Annotated in this window: 19 protein-coding genes; 12 read left to right on the top strand and 7 right to left on the bottom strand. The window is 68.5% G+C overall.

What is annotated here, in order from left to right:
• Positions 1–26: 26 nt before the first annotated feature.
• Complete coding sequence (locus DFJ69_RS10360) at positions 27–794, bottom strand: SDR family oxidoreductase (protein WP_116022280.1); 768 nt, start codon at positions 792–794, stop codon at positions 27–29.
• A gap of 72 nt (positions 795–866) precedes the next feature.
• On the opposite strand from DFJ69_RS10360, the gene DFJ69_RS10355 reads away from it, so the two are divergent.
• The 9 genes from DFJ69_RS10355 to DFJ69_RS36135 all read left to right on the top strand — a co-directional run bounded on the left by DFJ69_RS10355 (position 867) and on the right by DFJ69_RS36135 (position 9,264).
• A complete protein-coding gene (locus DFJ69_RS10355) occupies positions 867–1,745 on the top strand; it encodes a sigma-70 family RNA polymerase sigma factor (RefSeq protein WP_245974230.1) in 879 nt (292 codons plus the stop codon).
• 76 nt (positions 1,746–1,821) lie between these two features.
• A complete protein-coding gene (locus DFJ69_RS10350) occupies positions 1,822–2,622 on the top strand; it encodes a helix-turn-helix domain-containing protein (RefSeq protein WP_170177604.1) in 801 nt (266 codons plus the stop codon).
• Between the two features lie 70 nt (positions 2,623–2,692).
• Positions 2,693–4,279: an MFS transporter gene (locus DFJ69_RS10345; RefSeq protein ID WP_245974228.1), complete on the top strand. Its 1,587-nt coding sequence runs from the start codon at positions 2,693–2,695 to the stop codon at positions 4,277–4,279.
• Between the two features lie 35 nt (positions 4,280–4,314).
• On the top strand, positions 4,315–5,175 hold the full coding sequence (locus DFJ69_RS10340) for a polysaccharide deacetylase family protein (RefSeq protein ID WP_116022278.1): 861 nt from the start codon (positions 4,315–4,317) through the stop codon (positions 5,173–5,175).
• A complete protein-coding gene (locus DFJ69_RS10335) occupies positions 5,172–6,788 on the top strand; it encodes an MFS transporter (protein WP_170177603.1) in 1,617 nt (538 codons plus the stop codon). Before DFJ69_RS10340 ends, DFJ69_RS10335 begins: the two co-directional genes overlap by 4 nt.
• Positions 6,789–7,190: 402 nt before the next feature.
• Positions 7,191–7,592, top strand: a complete 402-nt coding sequence (locus DFJ69_RS10330; RefSeq protein ID WP_116022276.1) for a hypothetical protein — start codon at positions 7,191–7,193, stop codon at positions 7,590–7,592.
• Positions 7,593–7,641: 49 nt separating this feature from the next.
• Positions 7,642–7,944 (top strand): hypothetical protein, encoded by a 303-nt coding sequence (locus DFJ69_RS10325; protein WP_116022275.1) that lies wholly within the window; start codon positions 7,642–7,644, stop codon positions 7,942–7,944.
• Positions 7,945–8,057: 113 nt separating this feature from the next.
• A complete protein-coding gene (gene cspE / locus DFJ69_RS10320) occupies positions 8,058–8,261 on the top strand; it encodes a transcription antiterminator/RNA stability regulator CspE (protein WP_116022274.1) in 204 nt (67 codons plus the stop codon).
• An 874-nt stretch (positions 8,262–9,135) separates the two neighbouring features.
• On the top strand, positions 9,136–9,264 hold the full coding sequence (locus tag DFJ69_RS36135; protein WP_281275832.1) for a hypothetical protein: 129 nt from the start codon (positions 9,136–9,138) through the stop codon (positions 9,262–9,264).
• A gap of 624 nt (positions 9,265–9,888) precedes the next feature.
• Here DFJ69_RS36135 and DFJ69_RS10305 read toward each other — a convergent pair.
• Complete coding sequence (locus DFJ69_RS10305; RefSeq protein WP_116022272.1) at positions 9,889–10,377, bottom strand: hypothetical protein; 489 nt, start codon at positions 10,375–10,377, stop codon at positions 9,889–9,891.
• Between the two features lie 493 nt (positions 10,378–10,870).
• Here DFJ69_RS10305 and DFJ69_RS10300 point away from each other — a divergent pair, with 493 nt between their 5' ends.
• A complete protein-coding gene (locus DFJ69_RS10300) occupies positions 10,871–11,875 on the top strand; it encodes a NucA/NucB deoxyribonuclease domain-containing protein (RefSeq protein WP_147312264.1) in 1,005 nt (334 codons plus the stop codon).
• A gap of 474 nt (positions 11,876–12,349) precedes the next feature.
• Here DFJ69_RS10300 and DFJ69_RS10295 read toward each other — a convergent pair whose 3' ends face one another.
• On the bottom strand, positions 12,350–14,044 hold the full coding sequence (locus tag DFJ69_RS10295) for a pentapeptide repeat-containing protein (RefSeq protein ID WP_116022270.1): 1,695 nt from the start codon (positions 14,042–14,044) through the stop codon (positions 12,350–12,352).
• Positions 14,045–14,344: 300 nt separating this feature from the next.
• Between DFJ69_RS10295 and DFJ69_RS10290 the strand changes: the two genes are divergently transcribed.
• On the top strand, positions 14,345–14,710 hold the full coding sequence (locus DFJ69_RS10290) for a hypothetical protein (RefSeq protein ID WP_116022269.1): 366 nt from the start codon (positions 14,345–14,347) through the stop codon (positions 14,708–14,710).
• 222 nt (positions 14,711–14,932) lie between these two features.
• Here the strand turns inward: DFJ69_RS10290 and DFJ69_RS35460 are convergent, their stop codons facing one another.
• Positions 14,933–15,178, bottom strand: a complete 246-nt coding sequence (locus DFJ69_RS35460) for an SAM-dependent methyltransferase (RefSeq protein ID WP_245974728.1) — start codon at positions 15,176–15,178, stop codon at positions 14,933–14,935.
• On the bottom strand, positions 15,156–15,371 hold the full coding sequence (locus DFJ69_RS35455) for a hypothetical protein (RefSeq protein ID WP_245974817.1): 216 nt from the start codon (positions 15,369–15,371) through the stop codon (positions 15,156–15,158). Before DFJ69_RS35455 ends, DFJ69_RS35460 begins: the two co-directional genes overlap by 23 nt.
• 433 nt (positions 15,372–15,804) lie before the next feature.
• Here DFJ69_RS35455 and DFJ69_RS10280 point away from each other — a divergent pair, with 433 nt between their 5' ends.
• On the top strand, positions 15,805–16,140 hold the full coding sequence (locus tag DFJ69_RS10280) for a tyrosine-type recombinase/integrase (RefSeq protein WP_116022268.1): 336 nt from the start codon (positions 15,805–15,807) through the stop codon (positions 16,138–16,140).
• Positions 16,141–16,914: 774 nt separating this feature from the next.
• On the opposite strand, the gene DFJ69_RS10275 is transcribed toward DFJ69_RS10280, so the two are convergent.
• A complete protein-coding gene (locus tag DFJ69_RS10275) occupies positions 16,915–17,940 on the bottom strand; it encodes a hypothetical protein (RefSeq protein WP_147312263.1) in 1,026 nt (341 codons plus the stop codon).
• A 134-nt stretch (positions 17,941–18,074) separates the two neighbouring features.
• On the bottom strand, positions 18,075–19,166 hold the full coding sequence (locus DFJ69_RS10270) for a NucA/NucB deoxyribonuclease domain-containing protein (protein WP_170177602.1): 1,092 nt from the start codon (positions 19,164–19,166) through the stop codon (positions 18,075–18,077).
• Positions 19,167–19,641: the final 475 nt, after the last annotated feature.

Genomic DNA, 19,641 nt, shown 5'->3' with positions numbered 1-19,641 from the left:
GGAAAGTGCTCCAGACCTCGGCGCGGCTAGGAGCCGACCGTCTGGGCGGTCAGGAAGTCCTCCCAGGTGTGGCTGCCGGTGGGGGTGTCCAGGCTGAGGTTGGCTCCTGAACGGTAGGCCTTGCCGATCTTGCCGGGGACGCGGATCGGGAGGCGCATCCGGCGCTTGCCCACCGCGGCCAGGTAGCCGCGCTGGAGCTCCTCCAGGGTGTAGACGCGCGGTCCGACCAGGTCGGGGACGCGCCCCGCCGGAGCACCCAGGGTCAGCTCGGCCAGCCGGGCCGCCACGTCGCCGGAGGCGACCGGTTGCCAGCGGACCCCGCCGGGTGCGAGCCGGACCGGCGCCTTGGCCATCGCCCGTACGGTCTTCAGCGTCAGCTCGTGGAACTGCGCGGCGCGCAGGATCGTGTACGGGATGTCGGAGGTGGCCACGATCTGCTCTGCCGCGGCCTTGCGAGCGAAGTAGCCGATCGGCACCGCGTCGGCACCGACGACCGAGATCAGCACCAGGTGTTCCACGGTGCCGGCGCGTTGGGCGGCCTGGACCAGATTGCGGGTGCTGACGTCATCGCCCTTGGGGCCTCCGGCCAGGTGCAGCACGGTCGGTACACCCTCGAGCGCCGCGTCCAGGCCCTCGCCGGTCATCAGGTCGACCGCCACGTACCGTACGCCGTCGCCGGGTTCCCGGTCATGGCGGCTCAGTACCCGGACCGTGTGCCCGGCCCGCCGCAGGAGCGGCACCACCTGCGCGCCCAAGAGCCCCGTGCCGCCGGTGACCAGGATGGTGGAGGACATCGGTCGATCTCCCTCTTGTAGGTTGACGGTGTGACACGGCTTTGACCCGACCCGGTGCAGGAATGTGACGCGGTGTTCGAAGATTCTTCGGAGTTGGACTGCTTCGAGGCCGAGCGTCCCCGGCTGCGGGCGCTGGCCTACCGGATGCTCGGCTCCGCCGCCGAGGCCGACGACGCGGTCCAAGAGGCCTGGCTCCGGTACGACCGCACCGACCTGGCGCCGGTGCGAAACCAGGCGGCCTGGCTGACCAAGGTGGTCACCCGGGTCTGCCTCAACCTGCTGAGGGCCCGGCAGACCCGGCGCGAGGAGTCGCTCGAGAGCTTCACCTCCGACTGGCTCGGCGCGGCCGACGACGACCGCGTCCCGCAGGAGGAGGCCGAGTTGGCCGACTCGATCGGGCTGGCGCTCCTGGTTGTCCTTGACCGGCTGAGCCCGGCGGAGCGGGTCGCGTTCGTCCTGCACGACATGTTCGACGTGGGCTTCGGCGACATCGCGCACATGATGGAGCGCAACCCCGCCGCGGTCCGGCAACTGGCGAGCCGGGCCCGCGCCAAGGTCCGGGGCGGTGCCGGAACGAAGACCGCGGACGCGTCCCGCCGTCATCAAGCGGTCGAGGCGTACTTGACGGCGACCCGGACCGGAGACTTCGAGGCGCTGCTCACGCTGCTCGACCCCCAGGTCGAGTTGCGCGCCGATCCAGAGGTCACCGGCGCCGCCGGACCTCTCACCCTCCAAGGCGCCCTGGTCGTGGCCAAGAGCGCCCTCGCCGCCGGCCTCCGCGCTCGCCACACCGTCCCGGCCCTGGTGGACGGCGGCCCGGCGCTGGTCATGGCCCCGCTCGGCCGGCTCTCCTTGGTCATCCTGTTCACCTTCACCGGCTCCACGATCACCGCCATCGACATCACCGCAGCCCCGAGCCGCCTCCGCGCCTTCGACATCACCCTGGACTGACGCACGGCGACCCGACCCGGACAACACCCCTATGCGAAACTCGGCGTTCGGAGAGCCGCGAACGAGGATGGACCGGATGTTGCACGGCGTCTCGCCGCATCTCACGCGGATGCTGCTCGAGGCGGGTCGGCGGTCGGGTGTGCACCGGTCACAGCTCGGCCGCATCCCCGGCCTGACCGTGGTGGGCGAGGAGCACGTCCGGATCCCCACGGCGACCCTGCTGCGCGTGTGGGAGACGATCTCCGAGGCGATGGCGGAGGCGGGCGGTGGGGCGCGGGGCGTGCCGGCGATGCTGCTCGGCGTGGCCGGCTGGGGCGCCGGACGCCGGTTCGTACCGGTGCGGGTGCGGCTGCCCCACCGCGCGCCGCCCCGGCACGACCCGCTGACCGAGGTGTACGGCGTCCGGCGGATCGAATTCGAGGCGGGTCCGCCGGCGGTGACGTTCTCGGAGGCCGACGCCGACGCGCCGTTCCCGAGGGCGGACCCGGCCCTGGCGGCGATCCTGGACGAGCACGCGCGGATCACGGTCGCCACCGCCCGTCCGGTCCTGGACTGGCTCGGCCGGTTCCACCTCGCGCTGGAGGACGCGGTCGGAGCGGGACCGCCCGAACTGGCCGACGTGGCGCGACGGCTGGCGATGGGGCCGCGAACGCTGCAACGCCGCCTGAGCGACGAGGGCACGAGCTGGCGGGACGAACTGGAACGGTTCCGGCGGCAGCGGGTGGAGCACCTGTTGCGGGAGACGTCGATGACCCTGGAGGCGATCTCCGCGCGGTCCGGATACTCCCACCCGCGCGCGCTGCGCCGGGCCGTCCACCGATGGCACGGCTGCGGGCCGGCCGCACTCCGGACGTCGTTGCGAGCCGGCGGAACCTGACGCGTTCGGTCCTCTCGGCGACGTCCGCGGCCCTCCCGGCGCCGTCACCGCGCTCCTATCGTCCCAAGGCGTGGACGAACGACATGACGAGCCTGCGACCAGGGCCGGTGCGCGGCAGTGGCTGGGACTCGCGGTGCTGCTGCTGCCGACCATGCTGCTCACCGCCGACCTCGGGGTGCTGTGGCTGGCGACGCCGGACCTCACCGCCGACCTGCGGCCGAGCGGAACCGAACTTCTCTGGATCACCGACGTGTACGGGTTCATGACCGCCGGATTCCTGGTGGTCATGGGCACCCTGGGCGACCGGGTCGGACGCCGCCGGCTGCTGCTCGTCGGAGCCGCGCTCTACCTGCTGGTGGAGATCCTCATGCTGACGGCCGCGGCGGTGCGCAGCCCGGCGCTGCTCATCGGTTCCCGCGCCCTGCTCGGCGTCGCCGGGGCGGCGATCCTGCCCTCCACGCTGTCGTTGATCAGCGCCATGTTCACCGACCCGCGGCAGCGGACCCGGGCGATCTCGCTGTGGTCCACCGCGCTGGCGCTCGGCGTCGGGCTGGGGCCGGTCTTCGGCGGGCTTGTGCTGTCGGCGCTGTGGTGGGGGTGGGTGTTCCTGCTGGGTGCCCCGGTCATGGTCGTGGTGCTCGCCGCGGGGCGGTCGGTGCTGCCCGAGTTCCGAGACGTCTCGGCCGGGCGGTTGGACATGCCGAGCGTGCCGCTGTTCCTGCTGGCGGTCCTGCCGGTCGTCTACGCCGTCAAGCGGATCGCCGAACACGGCTGGCAGACGCCCGTCGCCGCCGCCGGCGTCGCCGGAGTCGTGTTCGGGTGGCTGTTCGTCCGGAGGCAGCGGCGGCTCGCGGCCCCGCTGCTGGATCTGCGGCTGTTCGCCGACCGCACCTTCTCCGCCGCGCTGGCGATCCTGTTCCTGGGCATGATGGCGCTCAACAGCGTCGAATACCTGGTCCCGCCCTTCCTGCAGATGGTCGGCGGGCTGTCGCCGATGGCGGGTGGACTCTGGCTGCTGCCTTCGGCCGCCGCCTTCCTGCTCGGCTCCCAGCTCACCCCGCCACTGGTCCGGCGCGTCGGGCCCGCCCGCGTCCTGGTGGTCGGGGCGCTGGTCTCCCTGGTCGGCTACGTCCTGGCGGCGCAGGCGGCGGGCCCGGTCGCCGCCGCCGCGGCGATCACGGTCATCATGTTCGGCGTCGGCCCGATCAGCGTGCTCGGCACGGAGCTGGCGGTCACCGCCGCGCCCGCCGAGAAGGCGGGTTCGGCCGCGGCGGCGGGGCAGACGGCGTACGACCTGGGCCTGGCGATGGGCATCGCGATCACCGGCAGCGTCGCCACGGCCGTCTACCGGGACCGGGTCGCCTCCCGCATCCCGGCCGGAACACCGGCCGGGGCCGAGAGGGCCGCTCACGACACCCTCGGCGGCGCGATCTCGGCGGCCGAGAACCTTCCCGCACCGCTCGCCCACCGGCTGACCGATGCGGCGCGGGACGCGTTCGTCTCCGGCTTCCACGTCGCCGCGACGGTCGCCGCCGCGTTGGCGGTGGGCGTCATCGTCGTCGCCCTGACGGCGCTGCGGCGGCCGAGCACGGTCGCCGTAGGAGATCCCCGTCCCGAAGGCTCGGATCGCGCCGAAACGGTTCCAGCCGTTCGATGACCCTCAGCGCCCTTCGACGAAGGAGAAGAACAACGATGGAGAACGAACTCTTCGACTACAGCCCGATCGTCGGACGAGAGCCGATCCGATGGCCCGGCGACGCCCGCGTCGCGTTCTACGTGGGATTGAACGTCGAGCATTTCCTCGTCGACCGTCCCTCCACGAGCCTCAACGAGGCGACGGCGGCCCTGACACCCGATCCGTTGAACTACGGATGGCGCGACTATGGGCCCCGCGTGGGCGTCTGGCGGCTGATGGAGATCTTCGACCGTCACGGGATCAGGCCCAGCGTCCTGCTCAACTCCGACGTCGCCGGCCGTTACCCGCAGATCATCGAGGCGGGACGGGAACGCGACTGGGCCTGGCTCGCGCACGGCAGGAACAACTCCACCCTGCAGACCGGCATGTCCGCCGATGAGGAACGCGCCTTCCTGACCGAGGTCGTCGACACCATCGAGAACGCCACCGGCCACCGTCCCCGGGGCTGGCTCGGGCCGGCGCTCACCGAGACGTTCCAGACGCCGGCGCTTCTGGCCGAACTCGGCGTGGACTACCTGCTGGACTGGACCAACGACGACCAGCCGTACCGGCTGAACATTCCCGGAATGCTGAGCGTGCCGTACTCCCTCGAACTGAACGACCTGTGCCTGTTCACCATGAACGGTTTCACCGGGCCCGAGTTCCTCCAGGCCGTCACCGACCAGTTCGATCAGCTCTACGCCGACTCGGTCGACAGCGGGCGGGTCATGGCCCTGGCCCTCCACCCGTTCGTCACCGGCCAGCCGTTCCGGGCCCGATATCCGGACCGGGCCCTGGAGTACATCGCCGGCCACCCCGGCGTATGGCTGACCACCAGCGACGAGATCGCCCGGCACTACGCCGCTTCGTCGGCATGACCGTGCGGACCAAGGGGCCGCTCGCTCTGCTCGCCGCCACCCTGTCCTCCTCGCTGATCGGCCTGGACGGGATGATGACGCCCCTCGCCCTCCCCGCGATCACCCAGGACCTGGACGCCGGACCGGCGATGCAGCAGTGGGTGCCCGCCGCGTTCCTCCTTCCGTTGGCCGGGCTGCTCCTGGTGGGCGGGGCGCTGGGCGATGTGTACGACCGATGGCGGGTCTTCGGGATCGGCGCCGCCGGATTCTGCGCCGCGGCCCTGGTGTGCGCCCTGGCACCCACCCCCGGTCTGCTGATCGCCGGCCGCCTCGTGCAGGGGGCCGGGGCCGCGTTGATGGTGCCGGGCGCCCTGGCGGTCATCACCACGTCCTTCGACGGCGCGGCGCGGTCCCGGGCGATCGCCCGGTGGAGCGCATGGAGCGGTCTGTCGGTGATCGCCGGGCCGCTCCTGGCGGGCGCGCTGCTGGAGATCGGCTCGTGGCGGTACGTCTACGGCGCCCTCGCCCTGCTCGCCGCGCTCGTTGTCGCGCTGATCGCGTACGCGGCGCCCGCGCGTGCAGGACGGGTGGACGCGACCGTGGACCGTGGTGCGGTGCTCGCGGTGCCCGCCGTCGCAGGCCCGGTGTTCGCCCTCATCCAAGGCCCGTCATTGGGCTGGGCCGACCCGTTGATCCTCACCGCGGCGGCGGCCGGTCTCGCATCGGCGGCGGTGTTCCTCTGGTGGGAGGCTCGCGCGCCCCGGCCCCTGCTCCCGCTGGAGCTGTTCCGCATCCGGACGTTCACGGTGCTGAACGCCGTCACGTTCCTGCTGTACGGCGGACTGGTCTGCTCCGGCTTCTACACCGTGCTGTTCCTGCGGCAGACCGCCGGGTACGGCCCGACGGCGGCCGGTCTGACCGCCGCCGTGCCGCTCGTGGTGGTCCTCCTGCTGTCCGGCCGCGCCGGAGCACTGGCGGACCGGCTCGGGCACCGGCGGCTGATCGCGGGCGGCTCCCTCGTTTCCGGCGCCGGGCAGTTGCTCATGCTGCGGGCGGGCGCCGAGCCCCGCTTCCTCGCCGAAGTCCTGCCCGCCATGCTGGTGCACGGCGCCGGGCTCGCCCTGCTCGTGGCGCCGCTGACCGCCGGAGTGCTCGGCGCGGCCGGCCCCGAGCACGCGGGCGCCGCCTCAGGCATCAACAACGCGGTGGCGCGGACCGGCAGCCTCCTGGGCATCGCCGTGGTGGGACTCATCATCTCCGCTCAGTCGACCGCGTCCTTGGAACGGGCGTCGGCCCCACCGGCGGTGGTCGAACAGGCCAGAGACCATCCGCTCGCCATCGTCCCACCCGAGAACCTGCCTCCCCCGGAGATGCCCCACGCGCGCAGGGCACTCCAAGCCGCCGCGAGCGACGCGTTCCACGCCGGCACCGCGGTCCTCGGCGCCCTGGGCATCGCCGCCGGCCTCCTGGCCGCCATCGGCACCGGCCGACGCCGCCCAGCCGATGCCGTGCCTCTGGCATCACCTTTCGCCGCTGAATACGCGGGGTGCTCGGCGCTATCTGGCCGGCAAAGCCCGGACGACAAGGAGCGGGTATCCCGTAGCGCGGAGGAGAGGGCGGACAGCCCTCGCTGATCGGCGTTGGTCGGCCTCTGCCGCCACTTCGGCTCGGCCAGGACGGTCTGGACCCTGCGGGTGATCGCGGCCTGGACCAGGTGCAGCGCCGGCGGGGAGACCTGGTCGCGGTCGTCTCCGGCCTTGCCTTGTTCGCCGAGTTCCAGTTCTCCACGACGTTCAAGTGCGTCTGCGGCTGTGTCGGGTGGTGGACCGTTGAGGGCGTCCGGCCACCCGGTTCCCGCTTGTGCCCGTTCGCACCCGCCCGCCCCGGGTCGCGATGAATGCGGGGTCGGTGTCCCATGTCACGGAATGCGCCGGGTGACAGATCCACATCACACAGTAGTTTTCGGGGTGTTCGGATCGAGCGGCGCCGCTCGCACATCCCACACATCCCCTCCCGACCCGTGAAGGAGTTCCCCCATGCCCTCAGCCAAGATCACGGCGGCCGTGGCCGGTGCGGCTCTGGCCTCCGGCGCCCTCATCGCCTCGGCGGCGCCGGCGCTGGCGGCGATCGGCGGCGCCCACACCCCGGGCGCGCGTGCGGCCGCCGTCGTCAACGCCGACGGCACCGTCGCGCGGTCGACCGGCGTGACCGCGGTCCGCAAACTCGCCACCGGCCAGTACTGCGTCCAACTCGACCCCGACATCGACGCCGCCAAGGCCGTGCCGGTGGCCACCAAGCGATGGGGCTCCCCGTGGAGCTCCACCGTGTTCGTCACCCCGAACGCCTCCGCGTGCGGGGACGCCGCCCGGCACGTGTTCATCGGCTCCGGAACCCCCTCCGGCGCCGCCGACCTCGGCTTCCACCTCATCGTGGACTGACCCGCCCGACACCGACGCCCCTCCCGAACTCCCGAAAGGAACCCCCTCGATGCCCACCATGCGTGTCGGAGCCGGACGCACCCCCGCCGGACAGGGCTGGGTGAACTACGGCCGCGGCATCTACCTCGACGTCGACACCTCCTCGGCGAACTTCGCCGGCACCCCGATCTACACCTGCTCGGTCGGCGGCAACGGAACCCAATGGGGCCTGGTCGGCACCGGCGCCGTCTACACCCCCACCGCCACCGGCTTCCGCGTCTACGTCCAATGGCGCGACAACACCGACCTCGCCCCCGCCCACGCCCAGCAGTACGGCTTCCACGTCAACTGGATCGGCGTCGACAACCCCTGACACCCCGCGACACCCGCACCGACGACGCCGAACCGGCGAGATGAGCGGGCCCGCGCTGCGAGATGATGTGTGCCGTTACGGGGCGCACACGCGCCCCCGATGAGGAGGCACGGATGGTGCAGGGGACTGTGAAGTGGTTCAACGGAGAGAAGGGGTTCGGGTTCATCAGCCCGGACGACGGCGGCGCGGACGTCTTCGTCCACTTCTCGGCCATCCAGGGATCCGGCTTCCGCAACCTCGAAGAGAACCAGCGCGTCGAGTTCGAGATCACCCAGGGCCAGCGCGGACCGCAGGCCGACAAGGTCCGCGCGCTCTGACGACGCCGCACGACGCGGCGCCCCGGCCGACTCCACCCACCGACGACCTGCGCCGGACGCGACCGTGAGGCCGATATCCGACGGCTGAGGGCCCCGGACGATCACTGGAACCCACGTGATCGCCCGGGGCCCTCGTCACACGCCACCACCCAGCCGAGATCGGCCCGCAGCCCCCACAGGTGCCGACGCGCCGGGTGAGGCCGCCGAGCGTCTCCTCGGCATCACGAGCGGCCTCAGCAATCGTGTCCTCGTGGCCCCCGGCCTGCTCCATCAGCACGAGAGGGGGCAGGCCGTGGATGTCGGCCACCGGCAGCCGCTCGATCGCCTCCCACAACGGCACCTCCTCGGCCCGCCGCCCGGACCGGCGTCCGCCGGCAGCGCCCACAGCCCCGCCGGTGGAGGCGGCGGTGGAGCCGTACGACCAGTTCGTCCGACCCCGTTCCCGCGCTGAGGAGCGGCGCGACACCTACTTCCCCGACACGCCGTTCATCGAGGGTCCGCACACCCGGATGTACGACTCGAGGTACGGCTTGATCGACCCGCCCCGCGACCACTCCGTCTACGACATGTCCTGGGCCTGGACCGCCGGAGCCCTCGTCTCCACGATGGACGACCTCAACCGCTTCTACTCCGCCCTCTTCGACCGCACACTGCCGGCCCCCGTCGAACCCGAGGAGATGATGACGGCCGTCCCCATGGGCGACGTGCCTCCATACCTGCCCGGCAGCGATCTGGGCGCCACACCAGAAGGCTCGGCTGCGGCACGTTCTGCGGCACCGACGGCGGCACCTGGGGCGCGTAAACCCTGGCCTACTCCAGCGCCGACGGCGAACGCCAAGCCGCCGTCGGCATCAACCGGCTGCGCTACCAGCGCTTGGACGACAAGGGCACCGTCCAGCCCCACCCGATCGACACCGCCATCCACCGGCACCTGGACCGCGCCCTGTGCGGCGACGACCCCGACACAACCGGGGTTGATGCCGGGAACAGCGGTCGGCACTGAGAAGGATCTCCGGTGGGGTGTTCCGTAAGGGGATCCCGACCGGAACACCGGCCTGTCGAGATGGACACCCAGGTCGGGGGTTCCGCGAACTGTCCCGGTGACGGGGGCTATCCGGAACGCTTGGGCGGGTGAACGGGACGCGTGTCGGGTACGCCCGCTGCTCCACCGATGAGCACGACGTGATCACTCAGACGGAGCAGTTGCGGGCGCTCGGTGTGCCCCAAGACCGGATCTACATCGCGTTCCCCGAACAGGTGAACAACCGCTGCTTTTGCCGACCGATGGACTCACCCCTCCAATGTTCGGGACGACACACGGTTCACGTCATGTCGCGCCATCCGCACCGCGTCAGGCCCCTACGGCCACCGGATACGACCCCATGGCCGTTCCCGGGCTGTCGGGCGCCGTGCGTGGGGATCGTGGGGCCGTCCACGGGCAACGCCGCAACGGCCGATCCGGGGGTGCGGCGGGGCCGTTCCGGGGGCCGTTCGTGTCCGTGATCGTGACGCCGAGCGAACATGGGAACAAACCAGGACGAAACCGGCACCGGGCAAACCAGGGCATCGGTGGTGGTGCGCGGTTGGCGTTCTACGGTCGGACGGCGCGGAGGCCCTGAGGAAGTGGTCAGGGTTTCCGAGCATGTTCGCGGAGCGCGGCTCCGTAGGCGTCGGTCTGCTTGTGCACCGTCGTCGGCGCGGTCGGCGCCGGCCACACCATGACGAGGTATTCCTCGGTGGTCCCGTCGTCCTCCAGTGCGCCGTCGTAGTCGTCGTCCTCATCACCGAAGTCGAACTCGGTGGCCTCGGCCGCCGGATCGCCGTCCCGGCCACGGGCGTGAACGCGGATTCGGTAGTCGCCGGGGCCCGCCGGGGTGGCGACCGGTAGGAGATGCTCGTCCTCGGTCTCGGCGCCGACGCTGGAGACGCGTACCTGTCCCTCGGGTGCGTGGAGGGACACCTCGACGACGTCGTCCCAGGTGTCGGTGTCCGCCGAGGGGGGCGGTCGGTCGCGGACGTCGAGGGTGACGTCGACCTCACCGGTGTGGACGCCGGTGAACACGATGGCCACGCCGCCGGGTTGAGCGTCGATCAGACCGTTGGACCGGTCGCTCACCTCCCTTGTGCGTGTTCTGCCGGGTTCGGTGATGCGGAATGCGTGATAGCCGGCAAAGATCGACGCCCGAATACGTTCACCCATGTCGGCACACTTTACTACAGGCGAGCCAGGTGACGGTGTCGGCCGAAACCGGCCACGATCTTGTCGACTCCATAGATGACCACCACACTCTGATCGCACTGTCAGAGACCAAGTCAGGAAATCCATGGTGACAATTCGGCGCGTGGCAAGCTTTTGCCTCGCAGCGGTATTGACCGTAACTCTTCTACCCTCCTCACGGGCCGCGACGATACAGATCACCCCCGCACCCACCCGTACCCAGCCCACAACAGTGGATCCCATGCCCGCACCAACGGCGGGCCCCCCGGCGTCGGACGCCTCTGGATGCGAGAAGACGACACAGAGGCTCCGGCAACTCGCGGCGGCCGGTAAAGAGGAAGGCGCTGTCTGCGTCGAACCGGTGCCCGCCCCGGCGCCTGCTCCCCGCACCATGAAGACTCCTGAGCCTCCGTTCCCGGCCGATCCATGGTGTTGGAACCCCAATATCCTGAACAAAGGGTGGCGCTGGTACCGCGACCTGGCCTGCAGCTACGAAACCCGGCGGGTGAAGGTCATTCGGATCGTCCAAGGTCGGGTGGAGGTACACGGCTGGGCGGATGTGAAGGTCGAGGACTGGTCGCGCGCATGGAGCGCGGACCCGTCCTGGTATCAGGCACAGACGATCCAAGCCTTCCGCTACTGGGGCAACGTGGGTGGGCTCACCGTCTCCGGATCCGCGTTCGTGTGCCGAGGAAGGAACTGCGCGGTCGCCGGAGGAAGCTACCCGCGGCAACGCGTCGGGCAGCACACCACCACGTTGGGACACTTCCGCTTCAAGCCGATCGCCTTGAAGAGGGGAACGAAGGCGCACGCCAAGACGTCGATCGAGTACGTCTTCCACAAGCCCGGCTACATGTCCTCAGACCCTGTCTACGCTCGGCCGCCGGAGGTCCGCTGCGACCACATGCTCCCGGGAAACTCCAGGCCGGGCTGCGTCTTTCATAAGGCCATGCCAATCATGCTTTACAGCCTCAAAGGCCCTTACGCCGAACTGGCCAAGCATATTCGAGCAGCTCAGATCTCCGGACTTCCGGGTGCTTACGGGCGCGGCAAGGCGCTGAAGCGTCTGGTGAACCCCGAGCTGCAGAAGAAGAACCGGAACAGGGCATGTCCCAGCCGGCCCACGAGGCCCGCCGGCCTGTCATGCGACGAATACCCGATGGCGTCCACCCATCAAGGTGCGTTTACGGTGGACCCCAAGGCCAGGCCCGGTGTGCTGCGCCGCAGCCACAGGTGGTGCCGTATGCCAAAGGTGCCCTACAAGACCGGCCCCAAGGGCTTCAGCGTCTGCCTCATCAACGAAAAGCACAACTCCAACGGAGGGGGAGCCCTCGACGACTTCTATGTCGAAGAGCGGGTACTCGGAAACGATCTCTTCCGGATCTGGATCCGCTGACGTGAGCCGCAGCGGTGCAACAACCTCGGCGTCAAGGGATTACGGCTCCGATGGGGTCTGACCAGATGGCAGCCTCTACCTGTGAGTCGGCGGGAGGGGCTGCCACCTTGGCGCGATCGACCCTTCTGTTCTTTTGAGAGACCACGTTCTGTGTAACCGAACGCGGGTCGACCTGAAAGCTCTTTACGACGATCGGGCCCAAGCACCTCGGCGGGCGGACACTCCGTGGTCAGCGAGAGGGCGGGATGATTCAGGTCGCGGCGTGGGAAGGCCCCACGGTGGGGCGCGCGGGATCCGGCCACGTCGACAAGGCGGTTGCGTAGGACCTGCTCTGCAGGGAGGATGAGCCGGATCGTGATGTGGAAAGAATCCGTCCGTCTTGTTGGGTGAGGACCCGCGAGGTCGACAGGTCTATAGGGTCCGCCAACAGGCTCCCTCCCGCCACCGATGGCAGTGCCTCCTCGGTATCGCCGGTCAGCGTTTGACCCTGTTGCGGATGGCGAGCGCGGCCAAGCCGATGAACAGAGGGCCGGCGATGCGCAGAGCGATGCGGATGACCTGTCCCCAGCGGGTGACCGCTTCGGGCACCGTGGAGGTCTTGATATCGATGGCGAACGCCGACCGGAAGGCGTACAGCAGGGCGTCCAAGTAGGAAGGGTGAGGGCCGGGGAACCCGGCATGCTGCATGGCCAGGGCGAGCGCTGCGACCACCACGACCAGCGTCGCAAGGGCACGAAACGCGCGCAGGCCGTAACCGGAGACCAGCCAGTACAGCCACAGGAGCATACGTTCAGTGCCGTGGGCGGCGGCGCGGCGCATTTCCATCTCGCCGTAGTAGAAGTCGGCGGCGCCGGGTTCGTTCTTGCTGTCCTCCAGGGCCTTACGGAGCTGCCGGTACTGTGCCTCCAGCCGGGCGGGACCGATCTGCTTGACGTTTCGGGGTGCCTCTGTCCATCCCCCCACAACGTTCTGATTCCGGCGTCTGCGTCTGGGATGTCGGGCGCGCCAGTGGTGTTCCTCGATCAGGACCCGCCGACGGCCTCTGGGGCCGTCGGTGAACAAACATTGGCCGTCCATGACGATTTGATCAGTGCGGTGGAGGCCGGCGAACTGGCAGTTTCTCAGGTCTACGTCGGTCAAGGTCACCGATGCCGCATCCACCCTCTGCAGGGAGAGCACACGGACCGAAGGAAGTGGGCCGCCCTTTCGTTCAGGGAAGTCCGACTCGTTGGTCGCGTAGATCTTGTCCTGCAGTCCGTGGACGGCGATCGGCCCGGCGAGCACCGAATCGGTGAGATCGACCTCGGCGGCGCGTAGACGCAGGCTCAATCGTCCCTCCCCCCTCAGAGACTTCGCGTCGATCCCTTTGGCCAACGCCTCGACCTGCAGTTCGTGATCAATTGTGGATTCTTTGAAGATCGCTGTTTGATAAACGGTTGTTTGAGTGAAGGTGGCGGGACCTTCGAAGTGCGCCTGGTGGAAGTTGGCGTGCATTTCGAAAAAAGCCTGAAGGAATGTGATCCGTCGAGCGAACCTTGCCTGGATGAAATTGCCATTCCTGGCAAACCTTGATCCTCCAAACCAGGCCTTTTCGGCAAAGATCGTCCCGGTGAATATGGCGTCCTTCTCGGCGAAAGCTGCGTGGCTGAAGCTGGCGACTCCATCGAACGTCGCTTTCCAAAAGCTGACACCATGGAAGGTCGTATTGTCGAAGTTGGCTTCCCCGGCGAACGCGGCGCCGGCATAGTCGGTCGTTCTTTGGAACGTCGTGTTACTAAAGTGAGTATCCTCGGCGAAGGTTGCGCCTCCGAAGTTGGCGCTCGCGGTAAACGTCACCTGAGTGAACCAGACCTCTCCGGCAAAGTTGGCATGACTGAAGTCAGCGTCTTCGACGAAGATCGCGCCATCGAAGTTGGCGGCTCCGATCTGCGTCCTCCCGTGATCGTCTTTCAGGGCAGTCAAGAGCTCCACAAGAAGTTCGCGAGTAAAGGTCACTCCTGGGGCATGAACATCGGCTCCGGGGGACAAGGCCGCCAGATATTCGGCCCTGGCTTGTGGAGTCAGGTGCGCCAGGCACTGCCGGTCGGTGACCGCTGCGGCTCCGCACACCGACTCCGGATTCCCAAGAGTATGCGCTTGGCAGGCATCAGCCTGAGGAGAAGCATTCATGACACAGGCTTACCGCAGCCGGCGGGACCCTCGGGCCAGAACGGGCGTTTGGCCGGCAACCATCAAACGAAGGAGGGCCTGAGGCCAATCCACGGTTTCACCATCGAGACGGAACCCTACGCCGTCGGGTGTTCTCCTAAGCGGGGTGAGGCGAGACCCGTGTGAGTGCTGTGAGCCATGCCGTGTCTTTCGCGGCGCTTGTCGGTGTCGAGTGCGTCGACTGGACCTTGAGCGCCGAGTCGAGCGTCCATGCCGGGTCCCCGTCCGATGGTCGGGCGGGCGATGGATGGAGGTGGCGACATGCGGTTCGCGTTCTACGGCCGGGCGGCCTGGTGGGACGGCGTGGAGATGCTCGTGTCACGGCAACGCGGAGAGTGCGAGGCGCTGTTGTGGTCGGGTGAAGAGATCACGTCGGTGTTCTTCGATCTGGGGACACCGGATACGCAGCACCTCGTGACTGTTCCGGTGGACTTCCCGATCCATCGGGACGGTGGGCTGGTCGATCTTTTGGCGGAGGCGACGCGTTCGGATCGTCGTTTCGACGGGGTGGTGGTCTCCTCGCGCGGCAGGTTGTCGACGCGGGGCGACACGCTGTCCGAGATTTGGGCGCAGTTGGCTGCGGCCGGTCTAGGGCTGCGGGTCGCCGATGAGCCTGGTGCCGGATGAGCGGTGACGCATCGGGGTGGGGCGGCTGGACGCCGACCCCGCCCTTCCCCTTTTCTGGACACTCGGCCTGACATCGATCTCGTCGCCGCGTTGGTCAGGAGCGTGCCTGATCGGCGGTGGTGATCACGAGGAGGGGTTCCACGCCCGGCGCCCCGTGTGCGACGGGTGCCCGTCTGCCCGTGTGATCGCACTGCTCAGCGGGGGCCGGGGGCTCACGGCTCGTCATGCATGGTGGTCGATTTTGAGGGCGACGCCGGCGAGTTCGTCGACGTCTTGGCCGTCCCCGGGGAGGTCGGCTCGCCACTTGTTGGCGGGCACGAGTCCGGGCTCTAGGAGGTCGAGGCCGTTGAAGAATCGCGCCACCTGCAATGGTGACCGTAGGCTGATCTGTGGCCGTCCGCCGCACGTGTTCCAGAGCCGAGCCGCTGGCGACTCCGCGTGCCCATCAGGGGCCGGAGCGGAGGAGATTGGGGTTGTCCCGGCCGCCAGGGACGCGCACGATGATGACGCGGCCGGGCGTGGTCTCGCCGGGCCGCTGGACCGTTTCGATCCAGATGCTGTCGAACAGGTTGATGGCGCCTTCGGCGGCGACGGTCTTGTCCAGCGCGAGGAAGACGGCGAACGCGGCGCTGGTGTTCTGGTATTCGGCTGCTCGCGCCACGTAGGTGCGAAGCCCGGTTTCGCTCGCGTCATCTTCTGGCCTGGCTGGGCAAGGGGTACGGCGAACGCATCAACCGCCTGGACGCCTACATCGGCGCCCCACGCCCGTCCAAGGTGATGGTGTGGACACCCGTCCTCACCAAAGGGTTCCTGGAACGGGCGCGCCTGCACCGGTTGTACGCCCAGTACCACTTGATCGCGTTCCGTGGTCTGCGGCGGGGTGAGTCGTGTGGACTGCGGTGGGCCGACCTGGACCTGAGGAACGGCACGGCCGCGATTCGGTGGCAGATCACGCAGATCGGGTTGGAGACGTTCGAGGGCAAACCCAAACCCGACGCGGGCGAGGCCAGCATCAGTCTCGCCACCGCCACCGTCAACGCCCTACGCGCCCACAAAGCCCGCCACTATACCGAGCGCCTCGCCGCGGGTGACGCATGGATCGACACCGGTTACGTCTTCACCACCGAGACCGGCTGGCCCGTCATCCGAACGACGTCACCGAACAGTTCGAGCAACTATCGATGGAGGCGGGCCTGCCGCCGATCCGCCTGCACGACCTGCATCACGGCGCGGCGACGTTCCTGCTCGCCGCCGGCTACGACATGAAAGTGGTCCAGGAGACGCTCAGGTTGTCGTCGATCACCATCGCCGCCGACACCTACACCAGTCTGCTCCCGCAGTTGGCCCGTCAGTCGGCCGAGGACGCCGCCGCGATCATCCTCAACGCCGACACCGGCACCACCAGGGGCGGTATGACCACCCTCACCTAACCAAGATCATCGAGCGGAACGGGCCGGTGCCGCAGCGATGCGGTGCCGGCCCGTTCCATGCCCCGGACCGCACCCGGTGCACGTCATGCCGGGCCGTCCGCACCCACGTCGGTCTTGAGCTGGAGCTGCTGTGCTTCGTCGAGCCGGTCGGGCGGGTGGCGATCCAGCCGGTCACCTTGCGGATGGACGGGGCTGTGGTGGTGACCGGGCGCGGGACCCGCATCGGCCGCAGATGGGCGCTCAGAGCGCCGTGTCTTCACGGTCCCGGCGTCCGGGTCGGCGCTGATCGGGCCGCTGGAGTTCGGGCGGTTCCCGCGCGGGGACGGAAGCCTGCACATCGACCTGCCCGACGCCGCGCACGCCGGCACCATCACCGCGGTGAAGCTCCCGGTGGCCACAGGACCGCCACCAGTACCCCCGCGGCTCCACCGGGCGCGGTCGGCTGGTTTCGAGGCAGCGGCGGCGCGGTGCGGCGGATGACGCTTCCGTTGGACGACGACCGGGCCGCCGCGCTCGCCCTCGCCCGGCTCGTCCGCGTCCACCCCTACACCGGGTCCGGGAGCGGCGACCGACCGGGTCGCCGCCGGTCCGGGCGGGCGAACGCGCCTGGGAGCCCGGAGCGGTTCAGCGAGGGGCCTACCAGGGTGTCGTCCGCCGGCCGGGAAGGCATGGCATGGCTTCGGCTCGGGACGGTGGGCGTTCTTTGCCGGACCTCTTGTCCGCGAGAAACCGACGGCAGCCCCGCGCCTTCGAGTGTGTCGCGCTCGACGGTGTTCAACGTCCAGATATCGGCCAGGTTTTTTCGGGGCTCGGAGGCGCGGGCCAGATCTGGATCATGTGGCGTTCGGCGTGGCGTTGATCGCCTGAGGTGTGGTCGGCGAGTTCGTGGCGGGTGCGGCGGCCTTTGGCCGAGACCCGGACGCGGAAGGTGCGGGTCTCGCCGACCTCGAGGGGCAGGTCCTGGTAACTGTAGGGACTTCGCTGATCTCCGAGAAAGCGGCATTCGACGTATGGACCGGTGAAACTCATGGTGATGTCGGTGATGTCGTCCCAGTTGCTGAGTTCAGGTTGGGGTTCGTGCGGGAGGACATCGAGCATGACCTCCACGACGCTGTGGGGTTGCGCTGTGAAGACGGCCGCGATGTGCCCGGCCGGCTCGGCGGCGATGAGCGCGTTTCCGCGGGCGGTCACGTTCGCGGTGTAGCGCTCGGTGGTGTCGTCGGCGAGGCAGTACCGGCCGGTGATGGTCTCCACATAGAAGTCGGTCCTGGGCAGTGAGGTGTCGGGCTCCCAAGACGGCCAATCGAGTTCTTTCAGCCATTGCAGCGGTTGCTGTGGCGCGCCCCAGATCTGGATGAGGTGCTCCTCGACCGGTTCGTCGCCTTCGTCGATGGAGATGTGTTGTATTTCCTCGGCGCGCCGGCGGCCTCTGGCGTGCAGACGGACACGGTAGCTGTCCGCCTGCGCGGTTCTAGGCGCCGGGACGGCCTGTGCGGGCAGGTCGAACCCCAGGCTGCCGTCCGTATTGAGCAGGGACTCGATGCGGGCGCCGTCGCCGAGCACGAGGCTGAACTCGATGGCCTCTTCCCAGGCGGTGAGGTCTGGTTCGGGGGGCCGGGTCCATGCTTCGACGGTCATGGGGAGGTCAAAGCCGTACATGCCGGTGTAGATGCCGGCCATGCGACCACTGTCGTCGATCGCGACCAGCGGATTGGTCGATGGATCGTTGTTGTCGTTCAAGGTGTCGACGTCGGGATCGGTGTCGTCACGCAGCCAGTACTGGTGATGGTCGACTTTCACGATTCCTCGGTAGACGGACCTGTCGTCGTCGCGGTGATGGGTTCCCATGGCCTTGATTCTCCATGAACAGAGGGATGCTGGGGCCGGGTGGGCTCGCACTGTGGGTGGCGGCTCACCCGGCCCGGTGCCTTCCGTCAGACGAAGACGTAGAACGCGTCTCCCCGGCCCTTGGCGGATCCCGCATTCAGAACGCGCTGGGCGTTGAAAGAGTTCGCCAGCATGTGGCCTTGACTGTTGTTCTCTCGCAGCGGCACCCACCCGTAGCCGTTGCCGGGCTTGGCGCCCCCTTCAACGGTGGCTGCGAAGGCGTACTCATCGCAGCTCGGCTTGTTGAGCCTATCGCTCAACGGCTTGGGCCAGCCCGCCGGCGCAGTCCAGCCCCGCGGCAGCTTCGCACTTCCACAGACCGCCTTACGGTGGCCGGCTGTGAGGAAACTGTTGCGGTGGAGCAACTGGGGCGCCCCCGCGCGCTGCCACCTGCGAATGTTGGGGGCGATGAACTTCAGCTTGACCATGCTGGTGATGTGCCCGGGAACCGCGGGGAACACACAGCCCGGCCGCTGCCCGACCAGCCTGCCGTTCTTATCCCGCTTCCTCAGCCTGTCGTCGCACCGGAAGTCGATCGGTAGCCGCCATGTAGCCGGGATGGGAGCGTAGTAGTTCTTGAGTGCAGTGATGGTGTACTTGATGCGGGACTGGTGGATGCGGCCGAGTTTCACGCTGTCCGCGTAGTCGATACGTCCGTGATCCGTGACGCCGGGCCGCAGATACTCGTCGCCGATGCCGCTCACGCGGGCCTTGCATCCGCTGCCGCACGACGCGGATATCCTCAGGCTTATACCGGTGGCATTACCTATGATGCTATCGGCCCTCACCGAGATGGTTTCGTGGAACGCCCGGCTTTTGATGTTCAGGTAGATCTTCTGAAAGATCATCCCGTTCAGCTGTCCGGTCTGAACACCGTTCCTGTTATACACCCTGATGGTGTAGCGGGAAGCTCCGCACGCCGTTGTGCGGTAAGCGACGTTGCAGGGCGCTGCGGCCGTGGCGCCTGGTCCTGCCGCCACGAGCTTCGCCGGCACAGTGGTGACCTCGATCCGGCTGCCACCCTCCGCAGGAACGGCAGCCGACGATGTCCCGATCGCCAAAGAGCTCATGAGCACGCCCATGACGCCCAGGACCAGCACAGAAAGGCGCCGGTGTTGAATCTGCATGTCAATCTCCATGACTAGGGAGTAAGACACCGGCCAGTCAAACAGGAGCCGGACATGCAGGTCAATTGACCCAAAAGGAGTCAAATAGGGCACATTGGGACGTTCGGTGGTTGGTTGGACGTTGCCGCATCTGGAGGTAACGCGGACCCATGGCAGCGACTCACCGTCACGCCTCGATATCGACACAGGCCACCGCGCCCAGGTTGGCCACACTCGGCGACACCACCTGCATGCGCGCCCGCCGGAGAAGGTGTCCATACCCGGCCATCCGTCACAATGGTGTTGACAGCCCACCGGGATCACGCTGAATCCGGCCGCACTCAAGGGCGTGACGCGGACATCGCGAACCATCCAAATGCAGGCATTTCGGTAAAGCCTGTTTCAAAAGGGGTCACAGCCACTCGTTGATCGCGGCGATGTGGAGGGTGGCCTGGTAGCGGACGGCGAGCTTGTCGAACCGGGTCGCGACCGCCCGGTGGCGTTTGAG

This window comes from Thermomonospora umbrina, from assembly GCF_003386555.1.
GTDB classification, from domain to species: domain Bacteria; phylum Actinomycetota; class Actinomycetes; order Streptosporangiales; family Streptosporangiaceae; genus Thermomonospora; species Thermomonospora umbrina.
This window is presented reverse-complemented; position numbering and strand designations above follow the sequence as displayed.